Genomic DNA, 23892 nt, shown 5'->3' with positions numbered 1-23892 from the left:
ACCCCCGCCTCCACCGGCCCAGAACCTTCCATCGACACCACCAAACGTCAAGCCCCCGGCCCCGACACGCAGGGACCGCTGAAGGCAGGGCAGTCTGCCGCGAAGGAAGAAAAGCCCAAGCTGCCCCACGAGCGTGATGAGTCGGTGGACATGACCCATGGCAAGCCCGACGCGCAAATCGAGCAGGCCTATCGTGATGTGCAGCGTGGGTTGCAAGACACCGATCGGGGGCCACCGGCCGACAAGGCTTACCAGAAGCAAAAGCGTTGATCGCCTTGTGAACGCTTCGTTATTGATAGCTATCAGCGCTTATACAGAAAGCGCTAACGGCCATTTTCTTTGAAGGCTGTAGCTGTATCGCCTGTTACATTCACCCCCGCTCGCGCAGCGCCCGCTCGATCCGGTCGCGCCGCACCGTCGTCTTGGGCACCTTGAACGGGAACCACGTGCGTACGTCTTCTTCCAGACCGATGCCGTGCATGTAGTTGTAGATGGCCTTCTTGAGCGCGCCACCCAGCGCGTCGTGGTCGACGCCCGTGGGGTCGATGAAGGCCACGTCGTTCTTGGCGAAGTCGCCCGGGGGCAGGGGCGCCAGGGTCACACCGTACTCCTCGGGGTTCTTGCCGACGGGTGAGTGCACGGTGCAGGCAAAGCGGTGGAAGAACCCGCTCTGGATGCAGCCATTGGCGAACAGCTGGCGCACGTATTCGAGCGCATCCACTGTGTCTTGCACCGTCTGGGTCGGAAAGCCGTACATAAGGTACGCATGCACCAGGATGCCCGCGTCGGTGAAGGCCCGAGTCACGCGCGCCACCTGGTCCACCGACACGCCTTTTTTCATCAGCGTGAGCAGCCGGTCTGACGCGACTTCGAGCCCGCCCGAGATCGCAATGCAGCCGCTGTCGGCCAGCAGCTCGGCCAGGTCGGGCGTGAAGGTTTTTTCAAACCGCACATTGCCCCACCAGCTGATGCCTGCGTTGCGCGCGATCAGCTCTGTGGCTAGCGCCTTGAGCGCCTTGGGCGGTGCGGCCTCGTCCACGAAATGAAAGCCGGTCTGCCCCGTCTCGCGCACGATGGCTTCGATGCGGTCGGCCAGCACGGCGGCGCTGGCGCCCTCGTAGCGGCTGATGTAGTCCAGGCTCACGTCGCAAAAGCTGCACTTCTTCCAGTAGCAGCCATGCGCCACGGTGAGCTTGTTCCAGCGCCCATCGCTCCACAGGCGGTGCATGGGGTTGAGCATGTCCAGGAGCGACAGATACCGGTCCAGCGGCAGGCCGTCCCAGGTGGGTGTGCCCACCTCGGCAAAGGCGATGTCGGCTTCCATCATGTTGATGTACTGCACCGCGCCATCGTCACCGCGCACGAAGGTGCGCACCAAGCGCTGGCGGCCGCGTTCGCCGCGCAGGTGTTCCAGCAGCGCCAACAATGGGCGTTCGCCCGCGTCCAGCGTCACGTAATCAAAGAAGTCGAACACACGCGGGTCGGCCAGTTCGCGCAGCTCGGTGTTCACAAAGCCGCCGCCCAGCACGGTGGCGATGTGCGGGTGCCGCGCCTTGATGGCCTGCGCAATGCGGAATGCCGCATACACCGAGCCCGGGAAGGGCACCGACAGCAGCACCACCGTGGGTTGGTGCCTGGCAATGGCCTCGTGCGTGAGCTGCTCCAGCAGCTCATCCACCAGCGTGGGCGGGGCAGCGAGGGCGCTTGCCAGCGGGTCAAACGTGGGCTGGCTGCCCGCCAGCGATTCGGCATAGCGCACAAACTCAAAGCGCTGGTCCACCGCGTCGCGCAGCACATCGGCCAAGTCGTTCAGGTACAGCGTGGCCAGGTGCTTGGCCTTGTCAGTCAGGCCCAGCGCGCCAAAGGCCCAGCCCAGCGGGTCGCCGCCTTCGTCATCCACATACACATCCAGCGTGGCAAAGCGCGGGCCCTCGGGCAGATAGTTCCGTCCCACGATGCGGTGCGCCAGCGTGCTGTCGCGGCCTTGCAAGAAGGCAATGGCGGGGCCGATGGTGGCGAGGTAGCGGTCCTTTTGCGCCGCAAAACTTTGCACGGCGGGGCTCTGCTTTTTGGCGGGCAGCGCATCCACCTGGGTGGCCACCGCGCGCAGCCCTTCCGGCGAGAGCAGGCGCAGCACCAGCGCCAATGCCAGGTCTTCCTGGAACGCCGTCACCCCCCGCGAACGCAGAAAGCCCGTGAGGTAGGCGGTGGAGGGGTAGGGCGTGTTCAGCTGCGTCATCGGGGGGATGACGGAGAGGACGCGCTGGGCGGGTGAGGCGGGGGCGACGGCAGACATGGTGGAAACAGGCAATGGGGCGATGCGGTGCCGCCGCAGGGGTCGTGGAACCCCCGATTATCCCGGCCCGGCTTTATCCCTGGTGGGCGGGGGGCGCCGCAGCCGCGTCAGGCGTGCCCGCCAGATAGTTGTTCTTCACCCGCACATAGTGCTCGGCCGAATACTTGAGGTACGCAATCTCTGCGTCGGTCAGTGCGCGCTGGCGCACCGCCGGGCGGCCGATGTAGAGGTACCCGCTCTCCAGCACCTTGCCGGGCGAGACCAAGCTGCCCGCACCCAGCATCACGCGGTCTTCGATGATGGCGTCATCCATCACGATGGAGCCCATGCCGATGAGGCATTCGTTGCCGATGCGGCAGCCGTGCAGGATCACCGAATGGCCCACCGTGACGTAGTCGCCGATGACCAGCGGCGAGCCTTCGGGCTTGCTGGCGTTGCGGTGCGACACATGGCCCATGGTCAGGTCTTGCACGTTGCTGCACACGCCCACGGTGATGCGGTTCACATCGCCGCGCAACACGGCGTTGCACCACACCGAGCTGTCGCGGCCCAGCGTGACGTCGCCGATGACCTGGGCAGAGTCGTGGATGAAAACGCCGGTGTCCAGGACCGGGGCGGTGTCGAGGTAGGGAGCGAGGGGCATCTTGGTGTCAGGCTGCGTGGAAAGAACGGGCGAGCGTAGTGCAAATAGCACCTCACGCCGGTTTGCTGGCCAGGGTGGTGGCGTGGGTCAGCGCGCTGGGGCGCGGCGAGGGGCAGGTTTCGCAGAGGTGGCAACAGGGGCTGCCGCTGCCTTGCCCGTGCTTCCAGGCGGGGATTTTTTCACGGGGGCCTTGGCCTTCTGGGTGGGCGCGGCGTAGAACCCCAGAAACATGTCCACCGCATCCCCTACCACTTGCGCTTGCTGTGCGGCGCTCAAGGGTGGCTGGCCCATGGCCAGCTGGGGCCAGAACGCAAATGCCTTGACCATGCCCTGCAGTTGCTGCGCGGCGTAGGGCACATCCATGGTGGCGCGCAGGCGGCCATCCTGCTGGGCCGCGCGCAGCCAGCGCGGCAGGCCCTCTTCCTTGGCCGAGAGCTTGGCGGTGATGCCGCGCGCGCGCTCGGGGGTGTGCATCATGTCGGCCATGGCCACGCGGCTCAGGTCGATGAAGCTCGCGTCGTTGAGCAGGCGCATCTTTTGCGCCAGCAGCTCCAGCAGCTGGTCGCGCAGCGGGCGCGTGGGGGTGTAGGCCAGTTCGTCGGGTGACTGGCTGCGCTCCCACATCAGCAGCAGGATGGCTTCGAACAGTTCTTCCTTGCTTGGGAAGTGGTTGTACACCGTGCGTTTGGACACATCCGCCGCTGCGGCCACGCGGTCCATGCTGGTGCCGTTGAAGCCGTGTTCGCGGAACTCGCCGATGGCGGCCTGCACGATGGCATCGCGCTTGCGGTCGGTCAGGCGGGAGGTGGGCTGGGGGGCGTTCATGCGCAAATTTTACACCGGGCAGTTTACTTTTTTGAAAAGTGAACTACACTGTGCAGTGTAATTTCTATGTCGCAGATCCGGTGCCCTTCCCTTTCACCCATCGCCGCCGTCTGCTCCCGGCACTTTGTGTCGCCCTCTTTGTACTGATCGCCATGGCATACAGCCTCTTCTCCCGCGCCGCCCAGCCGGTGGCCGCTTATGAACAGTCGCCGCAGTTCGCGGGTGGCAAGTTTCGCAACGCGGCGCCGCGCCATGCGCTGGGCGCCCTCAAGACGTTGCAGGTGATGTGGCGCTTTGCCACGGGCAAGCCCGACGACACAGTGCCGCGAGAGCCTGTGCCGGTGTATGCCGTGATGCGGTCGGATTTGCTGGCCGCGCCCGACCTGAGTCTGTGGCGCCTGGGGCACTCCACCCTGCTCTTCAAGATCAACGGCCAGTTCTGGCTGACCGACCCGGTGTTTTCCGAGCGCGCCTCGCCGTTCCAGTTCATGGGGCCCAAGCGCTTTCACGCGCCGCCCATCACGATTGACGAGCTGCCGCCCATCACCGGCGTGATCCTGTCGCACGACCACTACGACCACCTGGACTACGCTGCCATCCAGAAACTCGCGCCCAAGGTGGAGCACTTCATCACGCCGCTGGGCGTGGGCGACCGGCTCATCGCCTGGGGCGTGCCGGCGGCCAAGGTGCAGCAGTTTGACTGGTGGCAGGGCACCACCATCGGCGGGCTGCAGCTGGTGGCCACGCCTGCGCAGCATTTCTCGGGCCGGGGCCTGTCGGACGGCAACAGCACGCTGTGGGCCTCGTGGGTGCTGATCGCGGGTCAAGGCGCTGACCAAGTCCGCGTCTTCTTCAGTGGCGACACGGGCTACTTCGACGGCTTCAAGGCCATTGGCGAGCGGTTCGGCCCGTTCGATCTGACGCTGATCGAAACGGGCGCCTACAACGCCGACTGGCCCGACATCCACATGCACCCCGAGGAGAGCCTGCAGGCCCATCTGGACGTGAAGGGGCGCCATCTGTTCCCCATCCATAACGGCACGTTTGACCTGTCGCTGCACCCGTGGGTGGAGCCGTTCGAGCGCATCACCGCCCTCGCGGCGGCAGCGCAGGTGCCGCTGGTGGCGCCCATCATGGGCGAGCGGCTGGACATCCGCGCGCCCGCACTGTCCACGCACTGGTGGCGCAAGGTGGAGCCGCAGGCTGTGGTTCAGACGGAGGGCCTTGGCACGGCCTTGGCCCCTCAGCCCGGCGCGTGGTGAAGCACCAGCGCCCGCATCACCGCTGACGCACGAGGCCGCCCACCACGCGAGCGGCCGCGCGGATCTCTGCATCGTCAAACCCCGCATAGCCCAGCAGCCAGCCCCGGCGCGCCGACCGCATCGCATAGCGCGACAGCGGCGCCAGCATCACGCCCGCCGCCAGCGCCTGGCGGCTCAGGGTTTCGTCGTCGGTGCCGGGGGCTACCTCGTGCAGCAGGTGCATGCCGCGATCACTGGCGGCCACCTGCCAGGCGCCGTTGCTGGCCTCGGCCAGTGCGGTGCGCAGCGTGTGCTGCCGTTGCAGGTACAGCTCGCGCATCTGCCGCAGGTGGCGCAGCAGGTGGCCTTCGGCAATGAAGCGCGCTAGCACCGCTTGCGCGTCGCCCGGTGCATGCCGGTCGGTGATGGCGCGGGCCATGGCAAAGGCCTCCACCAGCGCGGGCGGCACCACCACAAAGCCCAGGCGCAGGCCGGGGTGCAGCGTCTTGCTGAAAGTGCCCACGTACAGCACGCGCTCCGAGCCCGGCAGGCTGCACAGCGCGGGTACCCGCTGCGCAGCGCCGCCGTACTGGAACTCGCCGTCGTAGTCGTCCTCGACCACCCAGGCGTCGTGCGTGCGCGCCCACTGCAGCAGCGCCTGCCGCCGCGCGAGATTCATGCACACGCCAGTAGGGAACTGGTGCGTGGGCGTGACGACGGCCATGCGGGCATGGGGCCACTGCGCTGCAGCGGTGTCGATGCGCAGGCCGTCTCCATCCATGTCCACCGGCCGCGCCAGCGCGCCGTGGCCCAGCAGGCTGGCGCGGATGCCGGGGTAGCCGGGGTCTTCCACCAGCACCTCGTCGCCCACGTCCAGCAGCAGGCGCGCAATCAGGTCAATGCCCTGCTGCGAGCCCGAGCACACCACCACCTGCGCCGCATCGCAGCGGATGCCGCGCGACGCCCACAGCCATTGCGCCACGGCCTGGCGCAGGTCGGGGTCGCCAGCCGGGTCCAGGTACTGCGCGCGGTGGCTGCGCTGGCCCGTGCTGGCCTGGCGGGTCAGGCGGTCCCACAGCGCAAACGGAAAGGTGGCGACCTCGGGCGCGCCAATGCGAAACGCCTTGGCCGCCGCCAGGGGCGGGCGCCAGCGCGCTGCCGTGTCGGCTATCAGCTGCCCCCTGCGCGACAGGCCCCGGGGCGGCGCCACCAGGCCTTGCGCGGCGGGCAGGGTGGCGGCCACGGCCTGCGACACATAGGTGCCGTCGCCCACCCGGGCCTCCACATAGCCCTCGGCCTGCAGGCGCTGCACGGCCCACAGCACGGTGTTGCGCGACACGCCCAGGCTGGCCGCGTGCTCGCGCGAGGGCGGCAGGCGGGTGCCTGCGCGCAGGCTGCCCTGCTCGATGGCGCGGCGCAGTTGCGCATACACCTGCTGGCGCAGGGTGGCGGTGGTTCGATTGGCTCCGGGGCTGGGCACGAATTGGCCCTTTCAATGGGGTGGCGCACTCATAAACTGAAGAACCATTGTAAAAACCCGGGCCGCAGCTTGCCGGCCTGATCCTGTTGAAAGCACCCCATGGCCGAGCACACCGCCACCATCACCTGGTCCCGTGGCAACGACGACTTTCTGGACAAGCGCTACCACCGTGCCCACACCTGGCAGTTTGATGGCGGCGCCACCGTGGCCGCGTCGTCGTCGCCCCATGTGGTGCCGCTGCCGTACTCCGACGCGGCGGCGGTGGACCCGGAAGAAGCCTATGTCGCCGCGCTGTCGAGCTGTCACATGCTGTGGTTCATGGACTGTGCCAGCCGCGCGGGCTACCGGCTCAACCACTACACCGACGCGGCCGTGGGCACCATGGCCAAGAACGCAGAGGGGCAGCTGGTGGTCACCCATGTGCAGTTGAGGCCCGTCACGCGCTTTGACGCGGCGCACGCGCCCAGCGTTGCACAGCTGGACGACCTGCACCACCGCGCCCATGCATCGTGTTTTCTGGCCAACTCGGTCAAGACGCAGATCGACTGCGCCCCGGTGCTTGAAGTGGAAAGGGGCTGACATGGCCAACCCCAACCGGCAGTTTCAGGTGGCCGACGCCGCCGCCCAGCAAGCTCTGGTGCGTGCCCAGCCCCTGGCCACTTTGGTCATTGCGCACGCAGGTGCGCAACACGTCAACCACATCCCGCTGTACCTGGACCCGGCGCGCGGCCCGCAAGGCACCCTCGTTGGCCACGTGGCCCGCGCCAACGCGCTGTGGCCGCTGCTGCCCCAGCAGGCGGTGGCGGTGTTCCACGGCCCGCAGGCCTATGTGTCGCCCTCGTGGTATCCGTCTAAGGCCCTGGACGGCAAACAGGTGCCCACGTGGAACTACGCCACCGTGCATGCCCACGGCGCTTTGAGCGCGTTCGACGACCCCGCACGCCTGCGCGCCATCCTGCACACCTTGAGCGAGCAGCACGAGGCCCACCGCGCCGACCCCTGGCGCATCGACGATGCACCGCCCGACTACATCGACAAGCTGCTGCGCGCCATCGTGGGCATTGAGCTGGCCGTGGAGCGCTGGGAGGGCATCTGGAAGGTGAGCCAGAACCGCACCGACACCGACCGCGCCGGAGTGGTGCAAGGCCTGATGGCGGAGGGCACCAGCGCGGCCGAGGACATGGCGGCGCTGGTGCTGGGACGTTTGATGGGCTGAGGGATGCAATCGGCAGGGGCTATCAAAATTGATAGCAGCCCAGGCATGATGCACTAGCGCTACCGCCCGATTTGGCACAAAAACATCGCACCAACGTGTTTTCAGGTGGCGCTCACCCCTCCAGCGTCTCCACCCGCAGCGTGACCACCGGCCCGGCCACCGCCGGGTGCGCGGCCAGTGCGTGTACTGCCAGATCTACCGTGGCTTGCGCGACGGCATCGGTCAACACCAGCACCTGGGGGCCGCTGCCGGGCGGCAAGGCCTTGTCATGCGCAAGTGCCACCTGCAGCACCGGCACGTGCTGCGCAGCCAGCCAAGCGCCCACAGCCTCGATCTGCTGCGCGCTGTGCACCGGCACGCGCAGGTAGTGGCGGGTGTGCACGGCTGCACGGGGCAGCACCGCCAGTTGCTCGTCCACGGCCTGGGGGTGGAAGCCCAGGTGTGGCACGCGCTGCGCCGCGTGGGTGCCATCGAGTCGCGCCACGTCCACCAGGTCGGCAATCACGGCCGACGCGGTCTGTTCCGACCCCGCACCCGCGCCGTAGTACATCGTCACGCCCGACGCATCGCCCTTGACCATCACGGCGTTCATCGACCCGTTCACATGCGCCAGCAAATGCGTGGCGGGCACCAGCGCGGGCTGCACGCGCAGCTCCACGCCGTCCACCTCGCCATCATTGCGCCGCTTGGCCACGCCCAGCAGCTTGATGCGAAAGCCCAGTTGCTCGGCGCAGGCCACGTCCAGGCCCTGCAGTGCGGTGATGCCCTCCACCTGCGCATCGGCAAAACGCACCGGCATGCCAAACGCATTGGCCGCCAGCAGCGAGATCTTGTGCGCTGCGTCCATGCCTTCGATGTCAAACGTCGGATCGGCCTCGGCATAGCCCAGCGCCTGGGCCTGCGCCAGCGCTTCGGCAAAGCCCACACCCTCGTCGCGCATCTTGCTCAGGATGAAGTTGGTGGTGCCGTTGATGATGCCCGCCACCCACTCGATGCGGTTGGCCGTGAGGCCCTCGCGCAGCGCCTTCACGATGGGGATGCTCACGGCCACCGCGCCTTCGTACGCCACGGCCACGCCGTGCTGGCGCGCGGCGGCAAAGATCTCGTTGCCATGCTCGGCCAGCAGCGCCTTGTTGGCCGTGACCACATGTTTGCCCGCACGGATGGCGGCCAGCACCCAGTCGCGTGCGGGGCCGGTGCCGCCCGCGGCCTCCACCAGCACATCCACGTCGGGGTGGGTGGCGACCTGCATGGGGTCGTTGGTCAGCGCCACGTCCTTGCCCACCACGCTCATGGCGCGGGCCAGGCTGCGGGCGCAGACCACCACCAGCTTGATGCCGCGGCCCGCACGGCCCGCAATCAGCGCCTGGTTGCGCGCCAGCACGCGGAAGGTGCCTGCGCCCACGGTGCCAATGCCAATCATGCCCACGCGCAGGGGGCGCATGGCCGTGGCGGACGACGGCAACAACGGGGCTTCGAGGGACTGGACGGGATCGCGGTACATGGACTTCTCCGGCTAACGAACAAACAAAAAAACCCAGCTGCCAGAGCTGGGTTTCGTGCATTCGTCTTGGGGGAGAAGAGAGCGATCACCAGGTGGCTGCCGAAACGGCCACCTGCGCGTGCTCAGGTGGCCGCGGTGGTAATGGTGGTAATCATTCGTGCACCCAGTGCCCGCTGTTCACCATTGGCCCGCGTGAGTGCGGGCGGCATCATGCCCATGCCTTGGAAGGCAGCGGCGCGTGCGGTGGTGATGGGGAGAGAGGTGAACGACATGAAGGGCGCAGTGTACCGGATGCGGGCCAGGGCCTGTCAACCCGCCTGTACGCGCCTATGCGCACCTGTGTGCGGCTGTGGCGCAACGGCCTCACCGGGCCTGGGTGGCCGCTACCCGCACCATGCGGATCGCATCGAATGGGCAGCGCACCGCACACAGCGCGCACCCGGTGCAGCCGGGCGCATCGTGCAGGGTGGAGCACTTGGGGCCCCAGGGCCCCGTGCCCAACACCTGCAGCGACAGCACATGCGGCGGGCACACCGCAATGCACCAGCCGCAGCCGGTGCAGCGCTGGGGGTCGATGGTGGGCAGGGCCTTGGGGGTGGTGGTGGTCATGGGGTGCGGTGGTGCTGTCAGTGTGCCCCTGGAGCGGGCTCCCCACAAGGAGCGCGCTACAGTGCCCCCATGAACGCAGAACCCCACTCCACCATCACCCGCCATCTGTTGATCACCGGCCAGGTGCAGGGCGTGGGCTACCGCTGGTCCATGGCGCAGGCCGCCAATCGACTGGGCGTGACGGGCTGGGTGCGCAACCGCCAGGATGGCCGCGTGGAGGCCTGCGCCTGGGGCCCGGAACCCGCCGTGCTGGCGCTCATCGACTGGGCACACCAGGGACCTGACCACGCGCGCGTGGACCGCGTGGTGGTAGGCAATGTGCCCGATGGCGGCGAGGCCCCGCAGGGCTTCACCCAGCGCGAGACGGTGTAGCGCTCAGCTGCCTGAGCAACTCCTTCGCCCCTGCCGGCGCCCGCTCTTTGGCGCCGTTGATGAAGTACACAAACACATCGCGGGGCCGCTCGCCGCTGGTCCAGGTGCGCACGCCCTGTGCCCATTGTGCAATCGCATCGGCGGTGTAGCCCGTGGGCACATCGGCCTGGCCACGCATCAGCCGCAGGTAGGCAAAGTCGGCCTCTGCATCCGCGATGGCGGGAAATCGGTCGGAGTCGGTGTACACAGGCACGCAGCCATACCTGCGCGCCAGCGCCACAAACGCTGGCGTCGCAAAACTCGGGTGGCGCACATCCAGCGCGTGGCGCAGCCTTAGGCCCTCCACCTGCTGCGGCAGCAGGGCCAGAAAGGCCTCGAAGTCGCCCGGCTCAAAGACCTTGGTCGGCATGAACTGCCACACGATGGGCCCGAGCCTGTCCCTCAGTTCCGAGATGCCACTGTCGACAAACCGCGCGATCGAATCGCCCGCGTCCGCCAGCACGCGCCGGTGCGTGGCAAAGCGGTTGGCCTTGAGTGAGAACACAAAGCCTTCGGGCGTTTCATCGCGCCATTTGGCAAAGGTGGGTGGTTTGAAGGTGCTGTAGTAGGTGCCGTTGACCTCAATCGCGGTGAGCTGTCGGCTGGCGTATTGCAGCTCCTTGCTGTGCGCCAGCCCTGCGGGGTAGAAGCTGCCGCGCCAGGGCTCGAAGGTCCAGCCGCCGATGCCGACGCGGATGCGTGGGTTGCTGGCGCTGATCTCGCTCTGCGGGGTGCTGACAGGTGTGTCCACGGCGTTGCCCTTTTGAGAGTCCACGGAGCGGCCACTGTAGCAGCGGCGCTGGTGCGCATGCCTATGCCGGGAGCGCTTCTGGCAGCTCTACCCGCGCCTCCAGCCCCTGCGCGCCGTCCGCGCGTGGACCCAGTATCAGGCGGCCGCCCAGGGCCTTGGCCAGCTCGCTGGCAATGGCCAGGCCCAGGCCGGTGCCGCCCGTGCCCCGGTTGCGCGAATCTTCCAGCCGCACATAGGGCTGCAGCACGGCGGCCAGGTCCGCCGGGGGGATGCCAGGCCCATGATCGATGACGCGCACCAGGCACTGGCCTGGCCTCTCCACCTCCAGCGTCAGCTCAGCGGCGCCTGCAAACTTGAGCGCGTTGTCCACCAAGTTGCACAGCAGGCGGCGCAGGGCCTGGGGGCGGGTGTCGCAGGTCACATCCACTGCCTGCAGCACTTGTACCGGCAGGCCGGCATCGGCGTAGTCGCGCGCAATGCTCTCCACCAGCGCGCGCAGGTCCACGCGCTGCGGGGGCTCGCGCACGGCCTGCGATGAGCGCGCGTAGGCAATGCCCTCTTCCACCAGCGACTGCATCTCGGCCAGGTCGGCGTGCAGCTTGTCCCGCAGCGTGGTGTCGTCCAGCAGATCCGCGCGCAGGCGCAGCCGGGTGATGGGTGTTTGCAGGTCGTGCGAGACGGCGGCCAGGATTTGCATGCGTTCCTGAAGATGCGCCTGGATGCGCTGCTGCATGTGGTTGAAGGCAACGGCGGCGCGCACCACTTCGCGCGGGCCGTCTTCAGCCAGCGGCACGGTGGGGCGGTCGGCGCCCAGCGCATCGGCTGCATCGGCCAGCGTGCTCAGGGGCCGCGTGGCTGCACGCACGGCCCACGCGCACAGGCCCACCAGCAGCGCCAGCTGCAGTGCCAGCGCGCCCAGCACCCAGGGCGATATCTGCAGCCGGGGCTCGTCCATGTCCACGGCCAGGGGCGTACCGTCGGCCAGGCGCAGTTGCAGCCGCAGCTCGATGCCCGGCACATGGGGGTCGATCACCTGCACGGCCCGGTCGGCAGGCAGTGTGGCTGCCACGGCGCTGGCGACCAGACGTGCGAGTTGGGATGTATCTGCGGGGGCGTCCAGCGGTTCGGCCAGTGCAAAGCGGTAGTTGCGGCGCGCCAGCCGGTCCACCCACTGCGCGCGCTCGGTGGCAGGCAGGCGTTCCAGCATGGCGACCGAGCTGGCCACGTCGCTGGCGAAATACGACACCATGGCGCGCCGCATGGTCATGCTGCGCTCGGTGAACGCCAGCACAAACGTCAGCGCATGCGCCAACGCCAGGCCCAGTGCCATCACCAGCAGGATGCGTCCGAACAGTGAGCGCGGCCACCAGCGCGACGTCATTGCGCAGCTCCTGCGGCGGCTGCCGCAGTTTGCACATCGGCGCAGAACACATAGCCCTCGTTGCGCACCGTCTTGATGTAACGCGAGCCGCGCGCGCCATCGCCCAGCCGCTGGCGCACACGGCTTACCAGCAGGTCGATGGAGCGGTCGAACACATCGGCATCGCGCCCCTGTGTGAGCTGCAGCAGCTGGTCGCGTGTGAGGATGCGCTGCGGGTGGTCCAGCAGCACACGCAGCAGGCGGTATTCGGCGCCCGACAGCGCCACCACTGCGCCCGTGGCATCGAGCAGGTGGCGTGCGGTGGTGTCCAGCCGCCAGTCCCCAAACGTGAGGTGGCGCGCGGGCTCGGCCTTGGCCAGATTGGGCGGCAGCATGCGCGTGCGCCGCAGCACCGCGTGGATGCGTGCCAGCAGCTCGCGCGCGGCGAAGGGTTTGGTCAGGTAGTCGTCCGCACCCAGCTCCAGGCCCAGGATGCGGTCCGCTTCGTCGCTGCGTGCGGTGAGCATGATGATGGGCAGCGGTGGGGCGCCCGGGCTGCGCAGCTCGCGGCACAGTGCGATGCCGTCGGTGCCCGGCAGCATCAGGTCCAGCACCAGCAGGTCGATGCGCTGCGTGGCCAGCACCTCGCGCATTTGCCGCCCGTCGGCGGCCACGCTCACCTGCAGGCCCTGGCGCTGCAGGTACTCGGCAGCCAGTTCGCGGATGCCGGCGTCGTCATCGACGATCAGGATGTGGTCGGGAGCGGGCGTCGTCGTCATGGCGGCCATTGTCCGGGCTTTGGTGGTGCAGCGGTATGGGCTGGGTGGGCAGATATGTATCTCAACTTGTCTGCCCGGTGCATCGACAAGCGCGCATACCAAAAGCCCCTGGCCAGACAAATCGCCGATACCTGCGCTGGCTTCAATGAGGTCTTCCTGAACTTCACGAGGACCTTGCCATGAAACCATCCATCGCGGCGACCGCCCTGCTGACCCTGGGCCTGGCGCAGGCAGCCAGCGCGCAAGAGGCCGCCGCAGCGCCGCCAGCCGCTGCGGCGCATGCACCGGGTGCAACCCACCCCAAAGCCCCCTTGGGCCGCTGGATCACCGAGAGCGGCAATCTGGAATTGAACATCGCTCCTTGCAATCCCGCTGGCGGCAACGCCCTGTGTGGCAAGGTGGTGCGCGTGCTGGCCAACCGTTCAATGAGCGCGCCGGGCGCCGACATGGCGGCGGCCGACGCGCGGCCTGCGCTGGGCATGACCCTGCTGTCGGGCCTGCGCCCGGCGGAGGGCGGCAGCAGCGAGTACCAGGGCGAAATCTACAACCGCGAGAACGCCAAGACCTACCGCGTCAACCTGACGCCGGCCGAGCCGGAGCAACTGCTGGTGCACGCGTATGTGGGCATTCCGCTGTTCGGCAAAACCCAGGTGTGGCGCCGTCCGGCGGCCGAGCAGGGGAGTGGGCAATGACCATGGCCACCACCTCGCCATGGCTGGCCGTGGCCGCCGGCATGCTCACGGTGGGGGCGCCCTGCGTGTTGCCCATGCTGCCAGTGGTGCTGGGGGCCTCGGTGAGCGGCGCCGACTCAGCGCAGCGCACACGCCCACTGTTCATTGCCCTGGGCTTTGCGCTGTCGTTCGCGGCCGTGGCACTGCTGTTCAGCAGCTTCACGCAGGTGCTGGGTGTGTCTCAGGAAGGCCTGCGCCGGTTTGCCGCTGTGATGCTGCTGGTGTTTGGCGTGCTCACGGTGTGGCCCCGGCCGTTCCAGTGGCTCAGCCAACATGCGGGCGGCGTGCTCAACCGCATGGCCAGCCTTGGCATGGGCAGCGGGGGCGGCAACTGGGGCGGACTGCTGCTCGGCCTGAGCCTGGGCGCGGTCTGGACACCCTGCGCCGGGCCGGTGCTCGCCTCCATCCTCACCCTCATCGCTACCGAGCCACCGGGGGTGGGCACCGCCGTACTGCTGCTCGCGTATTCCACCGGCGCAGCACTGCCCATGCTGGCCATTGCCTATGGCGGCCAGGCTGCTGCCACCCATGTGCGCCGCATTGCGCGCCACGCACACCGCGTGCAGCAGGTGTTTGGCGTGGTGGTCATTGCCATCGCGCTGGCCATGCTGTGGGAGGTGGATGGGCAGATCACCGTCTGGCTTACGCAGTTTTATCCCTCGGGCTGGGGCGGCCTGTAAGGGGCGACACCCCACCGATTGCAAGGAGCTTTCACCATGACATTGCACCCCTCTTCATCGCGCTTTTCCGATCGCCGCGCTTTCCTGGCGTCGATGGCCGCTGCACTGGCGGCCCCTGGCCTGGCGTACGCGGTGGGCCCCGCCAGCCCCGCCGCAGCGTTGCCCGACTTGGGCGCTGCGCCCGAGTTCACCGGCATCGAGCGCTGGCTCAACTCCGAACCGCTGAGCCTGGCGCAGTTGCGCGGCCGCGTGGTGCTGGTGGATTTCTGGACGTACGCCTGCATCAACTGCATCCGCACCCTGCCCCATGTGAACCGCTGGGCCGAGCAATACACGCCCCAGGGGCTCACCGTGGTGGGCGTGCACACGCCAGAGTTTCCGTTTGAACGCCCGACCGCCAACGTGGAAGCCGCCATGCGCCGCCATGGCGTGAAGCACCCCGTGGCACAGGACAACCGCTACGGCACCTGGAAGGCCTACAGCAACCAGTACTGGCCCGCCACCTACCTGATCGATGCGCAAGGCCGCATTCGCTACAAGCACTTTGGCGAAGGCGAGTACGAGCGCACCGAGGGCGTGATCCGCACCTTGCTGGCCGCGCGGGGCTGATCGGCCCGACCGATTCCGTGTTCTTTTTTGTTCTTACCCATCCCACGTTTCTTGACCGAGGCCTTCTCACCATGCGCTCTTTTCATCGCCACCTCACCCCCTCCTTCACCGCCGTCGCCCTGGCTTGCACCCTGCTGGGGGCCGCGCCTGACAGCCAGGCCCAGGCGCCGCAGCTGCCGCCGCCGGACGCCACCAACCCTGTGACCCTGCAGCTGATGCAGGGCTTCCCCCCGGCACCCGACAAGGTCGTTCGCCTGGCCAACATCCTCAAGTACCCCAACGTGCGCTGGGCCGCGCAGCACCTGCGCGAACTGGGGCCCACGGCCACCATCTGGCGGGGTGCGGCAGCGCCCAGCGCACTGCCCGCAGCGCCGCGTGCCCTGCCCGACACCCTGGCGTTTGCCGACGACAAGGGCGTGCCCACCACGCTGGCCGACTGGCAGAAGGCCACCTACACCGACGCCCTGCTGGTGCTGCACCGGGGCCGTGTGGTGTATGAGCGTTATCACATCGGCATGCAGCCGCAGCAGCCACATGTGCTGTGGTCCATGAGCAAATCGCTGGTGGGGCTGCTGGTGACCGAACTCATCCAGGAAGGCGCCATCGACCCCAGTGCGCGCATCGTGCGTTACCTGCCCGAGCTGGCCAACAGCGCCTGGGCCGATGCCACTGTGCAGCAGACCCTGGACATGACCACCGGCGTCAAATACGCCGAAGACTTTGCGGACCCCACCTCCGGTGTCTTTCAGTACCTGGCCGCTGCGGGCCTGCAGCCTGCGCGCCCCGGCAGCAACGGGGCCAAGAGCATGGCCGAGCACCTGCCCACCGTGCAGAAGGACGGCGAGCACGGCACCGCGTTTGCCTACAAGTCGGTGGACACGGAAGTGCTGGGCTGGCTGCTGCAGCGCGTGACTGGCAAGAGCTACGCCACGCTGTTGTCCGAGCGCATCTGGTCCAAGCTGGGCACGCAGGAGGACGCGTATGTGTTTGCCGATGCCAACGGCGGCCAGGCCACCAGCGTGGGCGTGAACGCCACTTTGCGTGACCTGGGCCGTCTGGGCGAGATGCTGCGATCCAACGGCCGCTTTAACGGCCAGCAGATCGTCTCGTCCGCCACCATTGCCGAGCTGCGCAAGGGGGCCGACCCCGCCCAGTTCAGCAAGGCCCCGGGCACGGCCATGCGCGCGGGCTACTCGTACCACAACCAGTGGTGGATACCCCACGATGCCGATGGCACCTTTGAAGCCAAGGGACTGATGGGCCAGCACATCCACATCAATCCGGCGGCCGAGCTGGTAGTGGTGAAGTTCTCCACGCACCCCGTGCCCAACACCGCCTTCACCCACGCGCTGGACCGGCAAGCCTTTGCCGCACTGGCCAAGGCCGTGCGCTGAGCTTGCCCGCACGTTGCTGCTCCACCCCCCCACGAGGACCGATTCACCATGTCCCCCCAACCCTGGCTGGCCAGCTATGGCGCCATCCCTGCCCACATCGATCCCGACAGCCATCCCAGCATCGTGCACCTGCTGTGTGCGGCCATGCAGCGGTACGCGCACCGGCCCGCATTCACTTGCCTGGGCCAGACGCTGACCTATGCGCATGTGGACCAGCAATCCCGCGCGTTTGCGGCCTACCTGCAGAACGTGCTGCGCGTGCGCAAGGGCGACCGCATTGCCGTGATGTGCCCGAACCTGATGGCGTTTCCCATCGCCATGCTCGGTATTGCGCGCGCGGGCTGTGTGCAGGTGAACGTGAATCCGCTGTACACCCCGCGGGAGCTGGAGCACCAGCTACAGGACGCAGGAGCGAGGGTGATGGTGATCTATGCAGGGTCTACTGCGACTCTGGCTGCCATCCAGGACCGTGTGGAACTGCACAGCATCATCACCGTGGCCCCCGGCGACGGCACCGCAGCCGACCTGCCTGGGCCGCCGGTGGATGCCCACCTGCACACCACCACCTCGTTTGCGCGCGCCCTGGCCGAGGGCGCCACCCTGCCCTTTGCGCCGCCCGTGCTGGAGGGGAGCGACCTGCTGTTCCTGCAGTACACCGGGGGCACCACCGGCCTGTCCAAGGGCGCCATGCTCACGCACCGCAACCTGGTGGCCAACGTGGAGCAGTTCAAGGCCTTCGTACCCGATGCCCTGCGCCCCGCGCAGGAAGTCATCGTCACCGCCATTCCGCTGTATCACATCTTCGCGCTGATGGTGAACCTGATCAGCTACTTTGCGGTGGGCGCACGCAACTGGCTGGTGCCCAACCCACGCGATCTGGACGCGCTGATCGACGTGTTGAAGGCTGCGCGCCCCAGCGTGTTCATGGGCGTCAACACGCTGTACGCCGGGCTGGCGGCGCACCCCGGTACGCAAGGCGTGGATTTCTCCAACCTGCGGCTGGCGGGCGGCGGCGGCGCTGCCATCCTGCCCTCGGTCTCTGCCCGCTGGCAGGCCATCACCGGCCAGTTCATCCGCGAAGGCTACGGCCTGAGCGAGACCAGCCCTGTGGTGGCCTTCAACCCCGCATCGGTCACGGCTTTCAGCGGCAGCACCGGCCTGCCCCTGCCTTCCACCGACGTGCTGCTGCTGGACGACCACGGCCACCCCGTGCCCCTGGGCCAGCCCGGCGAGGTTTGCGTGAAAGGCCCCCAGGTCATGGGCGGCTACTGGCAGCAGCCCGAGGCCAACGCATCCGCCTTCACCCCCGACGGCTACTTCCGCACCGGCGACATCGGCCAACTGGACGAGCGCGGCTTCCTCAAGATCGTGGACCGCAAGAAGGACATGGTCATCGTCTCAGGCTTCAACGTCTTCCCCAACGAAGTCGAAGCCGTGGCTACCGCCTGCCCCGGCGTGCTGGAATGCGCCTGCATCGGCGTTCCGGACGAGAAGACGGGCGAGGCGCTGCGGCTGTATGTGGTGCGCGCGGCGGGCACTGCGCCACCGGTGGATGCAGACCACATCGCCGCCCACTGCCGCGCAGCGCTCACCGCCTACAAGGTGCCCCGGCAGATCGTGTTTGTGGAGGCCTTGCCCAAGTCCAGCGTCGGCAAGATCCTGCGCCGCGAACTGCGCGACATGGCGTGAGCGCGCGGGGGCGCAGTTCCAGACGGTGGCGGGCTTGTGCAGATGAGAGGTGCGACACACCTCAGCGCTTGTTTGTCATCAGCCCCGCCGCTGCAGATCCCGCGCCCCGTATGCGCAGTAGCCCGGCTTGGGACTCTTCTTCTGCGGGTGCAGGCGGCAGGTCTCGGGCCGCTTGTCATACACCGTGCACAGCCGCGTCTTGGGGTCGAGAAAGTTGCAGTCCCCACTGGCCCGCCGCGCCATCGTGAAGATCGCGTTCTTGTGGTTGAAGTGGTCAATCAGCCGCGCCTTTTGCAGCCGCTTGGCAATGTGGCGGATTTCTTCATGCTCGGCCTCGAACGGGTCCACCAGTTCGAGCCGCACCAGGTCGGACAGTTGCACCTCCAGCGGCATCGTGCAGCAGTTGGCCGCACAGGTGTCGCACAGGCCTGCGCGGTAGCGGGACCAGGTGTCCAGGCGGTCAACGTCAACGATGGCGATGGGGGAGCGCATCTATAAATGCTCGAGTTGCAAGGGCAGTGGACATCGGTTGATTCTGCTCGGGTCGCATTGCTACGTGTCCGCAGAAAACGCTAGATGCTGAATTTATTCGAAGAGACCAGCAACGAAAGACCACGATGAACATGCGACGTAAGCGTGGACCTAATCGCCTCTGGGGTCACCTCCCCTTTGTCTTGCAGTGCCCGAATCGCAATTAAGTTGAAATAGGTATCTGCTGCATCACCAGCGAAAACTTTCCAGTCGATTTCGATGCCCCCTGAGAAATTCAAAGCCTCGGCTGGAAGCGCGCTATCGCTACCAAGTGAAGTCATCAGCGCGTGGCGACAGATCACGTTGTAGTGATCGATGCCTGTCCGTCGCTTTAGGGTGATTAGCTGTTGCTTCGCAGTTGCGGTGAGTTTGACGCGTTCAATCATGCTGGTACCGTGCTTAGTTCTTTAAGGGGCCCGACATGCGATGACCGTGTGTTATCCGAGAATTCGATCTGATAGGCCTTGGAGGTGTACCTTGCCATTGCTTCGAATACGCTTCCCTCAACCTCTTCGTCGGTGGAAAGGACGATAACTTGATGAGAGACCTTGGCGAAGAAACGGCGAATCAGTGCTTCCCGATGTGTCCGATCCAATCTGGCCAAGGGGGTGTCTACTACAACAGGAAACTGTCCTTTGCGTTCACGGATGAGTGCGCTTAGAACTGCTATGGCCAAAAGCTGTCGCTCGCCTGCAGAAAGTCGCTCCATCGGAAGCTCGACGCCGCGTGCGCCAATGATCGTGACTTGATAGGTGTCGGGATCTACTCGGACTCCTGTTACCAAGCTCTGCTTGCGCATTAGGCTTCTGAGTTCCTCGGTAATTTTTTCGGAGAGCCATTTCGCTTTCGACGCAAGCAAGCGCTCTTTGAAGGCAGCCAGGACCGCGCGTGAACGAACGGCAGCACCTATTGCTTTGGTGCTGTGAGCATTGCCCTGGAAATCCTTGCTCATCCGTGCGCGCGCGGCGTTCGCGCGTGTTGAGGTGTGCTCCAAGAGGGAAAGTTGTTCTTCCAACTGTTTTTTTACGTAAGCCAGTCGAGCCTCAGCGCCTGCTTGCGCTTCAGCTTTCTTTTTCAAATCAGTAAGCACTTCCGCAAGCTGATCGCTGGCCGGAATGGCTGCGACCATGCGCTCCATGTCCGCCAGTTTCCGCTTGGCTTCTGCAAGCGCTTTTCTTGCCTTCTCGTGCCGCTCGCTCGCACTTTGAATCGATGAATCGAGGCTGTCGGGCTCGGCAGCTTGCACCAGAAAGATCTGACGCTGTGCCGCAGCGGCGTAGCGTTTGCTATCTGCGATCAGAACGTTCCGGATCGCCTCAAATGAAGCGTCTTCCAAGTCGTCGCGCAGCTTCTTCAATACACGCTGATCCCGCCTTTGGATCTCGCTAAAAAGCTGTTTGTTGGCAAGCGTGTCTTGCTGCGTAGCCCACTCCCTTTTGTAGGCATCCCAAAGATTTTTCGCCAATGCCAGCGGGGCCAATGGATCGGCCAACGCCTCTCGCACGGCCACGGCCGCTTCCGTAACTTCTGCACGGGCGGCTTGCTCTGCAGCGCGAATCTCTGCGGCTTTCTCGAATGCTCCCAGCCCAGAACGCTGCGCTTTTTGTGATGCACGTTCGTAGACGGTGCGCGCAGTTTCTGCTTCCTGCTCAGCTAGCGGAAAGCTGTTTCGCAAGACATCTACCGCAGCCTGAGCGGCATTTTTTTGATCTTCTAGAACTTGCAACTCAGTCCTGGCTTGTTCATAGTCTCCACTAGCCTCCTTGGCTTGAAGTACGGCGCGCCGTTCGACAGCCACCAAATCCTTCTGCAGCGCGTCAATGCCGCCGATGCCAAGGAATGCTTCGGTGGCCCGCCGCAGCATCTCAGGTAGCGTTTTGGGATTGGCTAGAGCTTCGATTTTCTCGCCGTCAAATAAGAAGAGTTGCAGTAACTCAGACGGAAGGATTCCGTCGAGGTACTCAGTCCACTCCTGTGCGAGTTGTGGATCTTCTTGCCCTCCGCGTGTCACGACCATGCGTTCTTGGAGCTTTGTGCCGAGATGCCATTCCCGGCTAACCGTGATTCTTTCGCTTTCGCCATTAGCGTCGATTTGGAGGTCGAGGAGAATCTGCGCTGGCCCTTGCGCGTCTTCACGGTGAAGGCTTCGGATTAACGAGTCGTATTCGCTTGCGCGCCCGGTGCCGATCGCCTTTGCCCCGTAGAGTGCGATTTGAAGACAGTTAAGTAGCGTTGTTTTGCCGCTGCCGTTCAGCGCTCGTACCAGGATGATTGGCTTTTGCGAAAGTACCCCAAGGTCCAGATACTGCCGTTCTAAATAGGGACCTAAATTTTGGATCCCAATTCTTTTAAATGTGACTTTTGCCATGAACTAGTTCGACAGAGGTGCGTTCGCAATCGGGATAACGTGACGGGTGTTTGAGACAGACTCAACCTCTGCCACGCCAATCGGCTCGTCGACTGCCTGATCTTTAAGGTGCTCCTTAGCAAACGCCAGTGCATCTTCCTCATCGACGAACGCGAAATTTGTGAGCACATCTTGCAGCTCGTCTAATTGCCCGGAGCGAGACCTGCTCTGCAGTCCCTTAAAGCTAGCTGCCAAAAGTGTTCGGGTCAGCTTGTAGAGCTCATCCGATCTTTGTTGTAGCGCAGCATCACCCTCGTCCAGCAAGTTTTCTTCCGACCATTCGCTTGCAACCTCGCGCAGTAGCGCTAGATCATCAGCGTCCAACGGGGTGATATCGAGGTCTTTACCGGGGTACCGTGTGCCAGTTGCTTCCTCATACAGCAACGGTACAAGATCCTCAATTTCGCCCTTTTCCGAAACCCAAATGCGTCGCACCTCTTCTAGCTCGTCGAGACCGATGAGTTCCAGATGTGGTCCCGCACTGCTCGGCATCACCTGCCGAACTTTCACTTGTGTCTTGAGAAGTTCGCGTAGAAGTTGTGCACGGCGCTCCTGGGTATATGGGCCGTGCACTAGTCGTTCATTCATCAGAATCAACCGGCCATTCATGCGGCGGAAATCACGCAAATGTCGGTCTTCCCCTGCGAGGAAGTTGTCTCGAAAATCCATGATGGGCTGCATCCAAGCCTTCGCCTCATCGTTTTGAATCATGGCTGCCATGGACTTGTCTTGCGAGACCATCGTGCACACGTAGCATCCAAAACGACTGTCGCCGCAGCTTGGAGTCGACTTGTCCACCACGATGGGGCACTCAGCATCAGGCGTGGCACCGCGGTAGATGTCGAAAAGATCTTGGTTATTGATACCCCAAGGGTTAGGATTCTCGATGATGTACTCCCACACCTCGTCGCTGCTCCACGTCTCAATGGGTAGATACACCCAGACACGCGATAACTTCGGATCGCGGTTACGGCTTAAGCGATCACGCGTACTACCTTTGTAGTTATCCATCACTTTGTCGCGCGCTGCGCTCTCGCCTTTGCGCTGCCCTAACACCAGGATCGCTTCTCCATTGGCCTCGGATAGCTCTTGAATGAACTTCGTTGAAGCGCTGATTTTTAAGCGGTCTGTGCACCAACGGAACTTAGCGCGAGGTGCTGGGTATCCCTTGCCGATTAGATTGACCCAGAATCGGTTTTCAAGGGCCGGCGTTAGTCGGTGAGGTTGGATATTGAGCCCCTGGGCTTTGGCCGCCACAGCCATTTGGGTTAAAGAGACTTCAACCCAAAGCGCGATGACCGGGTTCTCCACCAACGTGTCTGTGCTTATGACATGTATGGGCTTGAACCGACGGGTTTCTTCAGGGAGCTGTGCAACTGCATTCCATATCAGTTGCAGAGATGCCGTCGAGTCTTTGCCGCCGCTATAGCCAATGATCCACGGAAGTGGATCTGACAAATAAAGGCTTTGTATCTCTTCGATGATCTGTGCAGAAGTGGTACTCATCGTCATTTCCTCTTGTTCAGCTTTACCGGCTCACGCGATGCTGCCCATGCGTTTTCGGCGGTCTGCTCATCACGACTCAGCTTTAAGCCAAAAACTCGTTTGATCTCGTTGGTGGTGAGCGCCACGTTTTGACCAGACTTCGCCATCGCGCCGCCGATCATTGCGCGCCCTTCCCAGACTTGCGCATTACTGCGAGACCAGTCCACGTTGCGCAAGCGCTGGATACGCATCTTGGCCTCGCCAGGAAATTGTTCGTACAAACACCGCCCTGCGCGGCCGAGGGCTTGCAACACGATCGCATGGCAATGGATGAAGTCCCTGCGCACTTCCCCTGCGGTCATCTTCGACTCGCGAACATAGGTCCACTCAGGGATTTGTTCGCAAACTGCCTCCCAGAAGTCCTGGCTCCGTTGAGAGGCCATGGCAAAGTTTTCGGCCTGCCCCTCGGGCAAGAGTTCCTGAGTTGCAAAGTGCAGTGCACTCAGGGTGAAGAGCTTGCGGGACCGCGCCGAGAGCGTTGAGCGCTCTGACTCAACTAAATTCTTGAAGACTGGCGAGATAAGGCACAGATGCTTCGCAACCTTCGCCACTGCGTTGCGATGGTCATAAAGGATTCCAAGCGATGCCGAGGGCTTGACAGCATGTCTGTTCAGGTCCGCGAACATTTGTTGGCATCGTTGGAGTCCACGATCAACGAAAAAGACCACCGCGATCGATTCGTCACCGAGTTCGGGTGCCTGCTGAAGCGCCGCTTCAATTGCCGCGCGGCGATGCTGTCCATCGTTGATGATGAAGCGGCTATCCATCGAAACCGTGAGCGTTCCCAGTCGGGAGGCCTGCTCGGACAAGCTATCAGTGGCAGCAAACTTCACCTCGCCGTCAATAGAAGCCGTTATCGCCGAAAACGTGTAACCAAGCGGATTGTTAACAATGTAGCGAGCTATCTCGGGGACGCGGCCCTTGTTCAAAGTGCGCTGGGCTCGCAGCTCTGGCTGCAGTTCCTCGTCGTCGAACTGGAATAGTTTAGGAATCAATCGGAGGGGACACATTGAGACAAAGAACTCTCTTTGTGCTTGGACTCCCCGGATCGCTGGAAAGGTGTATGTGTAACTGCTCGGAGCTGCAGGAGACTTGGGCATGTTTGTATTATCTACCACAAACAAGGGCCCGATCATCGCAAACAATGCCCGAGCGATCGCGACCGCTCGTACAGCAACCTTCCCTCCGTGC

General features: G+C 64.8%; 25 protein-coding genes. 10 read left to right on the top strand and 15 right to left on the bottom strand.

Annotated elements, in window-relative coordinates; all coding sequences use genetic code 11:
• Positions 1 to 270: hypothetical protein (locus AC07X4_RS16255; RefSeq protein ID WP_494740657.1), on the top strand; the 270-nt coding region annotated here is incomplete at its 5' end.
• Positions 271 to 370: 100 nt separating this feature from the next.
• On the opposite strand, the gene AC07X4_RS16250 is transcribed toward AC07X4_RS16255, so the two are convergent.
• The 3 genes from AC07X4_RS16250 to AC07X4_RS16240 form a co-directional block, all read right to left on the bottom strand.
• Positions 371 to 2239: a B12-binding domain-containing radical SAM protein gene (locus AC07X4_RS16250; RefSeq protein ID WP_494740659.1), complete on the bottom strand. Its 1869-nt coding sequence runs from the start codon at positions 2237 to 2239 to the stop codon at positions 371 to 373.
• 130 nt (positions 2240 to 2369) lie between these two features.
• Positions 2370 to 2939 carry a gamma carbonic anhydrase family protein gene (locus AC07X4_RS16245; protein WP_056742567.1) on the bottom strand — a complete coding sequence of 190 codons (570 nt, stop codon included), beginning with the start codon at positions 2937 to 2939 and terminating at the stop codon, positions 2370 to 2372.
• An 87-nt stretch (positions 2940 to 3026) separates the two neighbouring features.
• Positions 3027 to 3764 carry a TetR/AcrR family transcriptional regulator gene (locus AC07X4_RS16240; RefSeq protein ID WP_494740656.1) on the bottom strand — a complete coding sequence of 246 codons (738 nt, stop codon included), beginning with the start codon at positions 3762 to 3764 and terminating at the stop codon, positions 3027 to 3029.
• A gap of 152 nt (positions 3765 to 3916) precedes the next feature.
• Here AC07X4_RS16240 and AC07X4_RS16235 point away from each other — a divergent pair, with 152 nt between their 5' ends.
• Positions 3917 to 5026, top strand: coding sequence for an MBL fold metallo-hydrolase (locus tag AC07X4_RS16235; protein ID WP_494740655.1), 1110 nt, complete (start codon positions 3917 to 3919; stop codon positions 5024 to 5026).
• Positions 5027 to 5042: 16 nt separating this feature from the next.
• On the opposite strand, the gene pdxR is transcribed toward AC07X4_RS16235, so the two are convergent.
• Positions 5043 to 6485, bottom strand: a complete 1443-nt coding sequence (pdxR, locus tag AC07X4_RS16230) for a MocR-like pyridoxine biosynthesis transcription factor PdxR (protein WP_494740654.1) — start codon at positions 6483 to 6485, stop codon at positions 5043 to 5045.
• A gap of 99 nt (positions 6486 to 6584) precedes the next feature.
• Here pdxR and AC07X4_RS16225 point away from each other — a divergent pair, with 99 nt between their 5' ends.
• Together AC07X4_RS16225 and AC07X4_RS16220 are read left to right on the top strand one after the other, a co-directional pair.
• The gene (locus AC07X4_RS16225; protein ID WP_494740653.1) at positions 6585 to 7064 is read left to right on the top strand and encodes an OsmC family protein; all 480 of its coding nucleotides are present in this window, start codon (positions 6585 to 6587) and stop codon (positions 7062 to 7064) included.
• A gap of 1 nt (position 7065) precedes the next feature.
• Positions 7066 to 7701 carry an FMN-binding negative transcriptional regulator gene (locus tag AC07X4_RS16220; protein ID WP_494740652.1) on the top strand — a complete coding sequence of 212 codons (636 nt, stop codon included), beginning with the start codon at positions 7066 to 7068 and terminating at the stop codon, positions 7699 to 7701.
• Positions 7702 to 7813: 112 nt separating this feature from the next.
• Here the strand turns inward: AC07X4_RS16220 and AC07X4_RS16215 are convergent, their stop codons facing one another.
• From AC07X4_RS16215 to AC07X4_RS16205, 3 genes are all read right to left on the bottom strand, one after another.
• The gene (locus AC07X4_RS16215) at positions 7814 to 9205 is read right to left on the bottom strand and encodes a homoserine dehydrogenase (protein WP_494740651.1); all 1392 of its coding nucleotides are present in this window, start codon (positions 9203 to 9205) and stop codon (positions 7814 to 7816) included.
• Between the two features lie 122 nt (positions 9206 to 9327).
• Entirely contained in the window at positions 9328 to 9477 is a 150-nt protein-coding gene (locus AC07X4_RS16210; protein ID WP_156358827.1) for a hypothetical protein, read from the bottom strand.
• Between the two features lie 91 nt (positions 9478 to 9568).
• Positions 9569 to 9814 carry an ATP-binding protein gene (locus AC07X4_RS16205; protein ID WP_116748437.1) on the bottom strand — a complete coding sequence of 82 codons (246 nt, stop codon included), beginning with the start codon at positions 9812 to 9814 and terminating at the stop codon, positions 9569 to 9571.
• A gap of 69 nt (positions 9815 to 9883) precedes the next feature.
• Here AC07X4_RS16205 and AC07X4_RS16200 point away from each other — a divergent pair, with 69 nt between their 5' ends.
• Positions 9884 to 10186, top strand: a complete 303-nt coding sequence (locus AC07X4_RS16200; protein ID WP_110960647.1) for an acylphosphatase — start codon at positions 9884 to 9886, stop codon at positions 10184 to 10186.
• On the opposite strand, the gene AC07X4_RS16195 is transcribed toward AC07X4_RS16200, so the two are convergent.
• The 3 genes from AC07X4_RS16195 to AC07X4_RS16185 all read right to left on the bottom strand — a co-directional run bounded on the left by AC07X4_RS16195 (position 10164) and on the right by AC07X4_RS16185 (position 13115).
• Positions 10164 to 10976 carry a DUF72 domain-containing protein gene (locus tag AC07X4_RS16195; protein ID WP_494740658.1) on the bottom strand — a complete coding sequence of 271 codons (813 nt, stop codon included), beginning with the start codon at positions 10974 to 10976 and terminating at the stop codon, positions 10164 to 10166. The two genes, AC07X4_RS16200 and AC07X4_RS16195, sit on opposite strands and share 23 nt — an antisense overlap.
• 61 nt (positions 10977 to 11037) lie before the next feature.
• Positions 11038 to 12357 carry an ATP-binding protein gene (locus AC07X4_RS16190; protein WP_494740650.1) on the bottom strand — a complete coding sequence of 440 codons (1320 nt, stop codon included), beginning with the start codon at positions 12355 to 12357 and terminating at the stop codon, positions 11038 to 11040.
• Positions 12354 to 13115: a response regulator gene (locus AC07X4_RS16185; RefSeq protein ID WP_494740649.1), complete on the bottom strand. Its 762-nt coding sequence runs from the start codon at positions 13113 to 13115 to the stop codon at positions 12354 to 12356. The genes AC07X4_RS16190 and AC07X4_RS16185 overlap by 4 nt, the downstream gene beginning before the upstream one ends.
• A 179-nt stretch (positions 13116 to 13294) precedes the next feature.
• Between AC07X4_RS16185 and AC07X4_RS16180 the strand changes: the two genes are divergently transcribed.
• The 5 genes from AC07X4_RS16180 (at position 13295) to AC07X4_RS16160 (ending at position 18218) form a co-directional block, all read left to right on the top strand.
• On the top strand, positions 13295 to 13807 hold the full coding sequence (locus tag AC07X4_RS16180) for a DUF2147 domain-containing protein (RefSeq protein ID WP_494740648.1): 513 nt from the start codon (positions 13295 to 13297) through the stop codon (positions 13805 to 13807).
• Entirely contained in the window at positions 13804 to 14526 is a 723-nt protein-coding gene (locus AC07X4_RS16175) for a cytochrome c biogenesis CcdA family protein (RefSeq protein ID WP_494740647.1), read from the top strand. The genes AC07X4_RS16180 and AC07X4_RS16175 overlap by 4 nt, the downstream gene beginning before the upstream one ends.
• Before the next feature lie 36 nt (positions 14527 to 14562).
• On the top strand, positions 14563 to 15135 hold the full coding sequence (locus AC07X4_RS16170) for a thioredoxin family protein (RefSeq protein WP_494740646.1): 573 nt from the start codon (positions 14563 to 14565) through the stop codon (positions 15133 to 15135).
• Positions 15136 to 15206: 71 nt separating this feature from the next.
• Entirely contained in the window at positions 15207 to 16529 is a 1323-nt protein-coding gene (locus AC07X4_RS16165) for a serine hydrolase domain-containing protein (RefSeq protein WP_494740645.1), read from the top strand.
• A 48-nt stretch (positions 16530 to 16577) separates the two neighbouring features.
• Positions 16578 to 18218 (top strand): AMP-binding protein, encoded by a 1641-nt coding sequence (locus AC07X4_RS16160; RefSeq protein ID WP_494740644.1) that lies wholly within the window; start codon positions 16578 to 16580, stop codon positions 18216 to 18218.
• Between the two features lie 78 nt (positions 18219 to 18296).
• On the opposite strand, the gene AC07X4_RS16155 is transcribed toward AC07X4_RS16160, so the two are convergent.
• The 5 genes from AC07X4_RS16155 to dndB all read right to left on the bottom strand — a co-directional run bounded on the left by AC07X4_RS16155 (position 18297) and on the right by dndB (position 23801).
• Entirely contained in the window at positions 18297 to 18710 is a 414-nt protein-coding gene (locus AC07X4_RS16155) for a YkgJ family cysteine cluster protein (protein ID WP_436076677.1), read from the bottom strand.
• Between the two features lie 80 nt (positions 18711 to 18790).
• On the bottom strand, positions 18791 to 19135 hold the full coding sequence (gene dndE, locus AC07X4_RS16150; RefSeq protein ID WP_494740643.1) for a DNA sulfur modification protein DndE: 345 nt from the start codon (positions 19133 to 19135) through the stop codon (positions 18791 to 18793).
• Entirely contained in the window at positions 19132 to 21117 is a 1986-nt protein-coding gene (gene dndD, locus AC07X4_RS16145; protein WP_494740642.1) for a DNA sulfur modification protein DndD, read from the bottom strand. Before dndD ends, dndE begins: the two co-directional genes overlap by 4 nt.
• A gap of 3 nt (positions 21118 to 21120) precedes the next feature.
• Positions 21121 to 22662 (bottom strand): DNA phosphorothioation system sulfurtransferase DndC, encoded by a 1542-nt coding sequence (gene dndC, locus AC07X4_RS16140; RefSeq protein ID WP_494740641.1) that lies wholly within the window; start codon positions 22660 to 22662, stop codon positions 21121 to 21123.
• Between the two features lie 2 nt (positions 22663 to 22664).
• Complete coding sequence (gene dndB / locus AC07X4_RS16135) at positions 22665 to 23801, bottom strand: DNA sulfur modification protein DndB (RefSeq protein WP_494740640.1); 1137 nt, start codon at positions 23799 to 23801, stop codon at positions 22665 to 22667.
• Positions 23802 to 23892: the final 91 nt, after the last annotated feature.

This window comes from Acidovorax sp. GW460-11-11-14-LB4 (assembly GCF_059423685.1).
The sequence above is the reverse complement of the archived record's forward strand: the minus strand, read 5'-3'. Positions and strand labels throughout refer to the sequence as shown.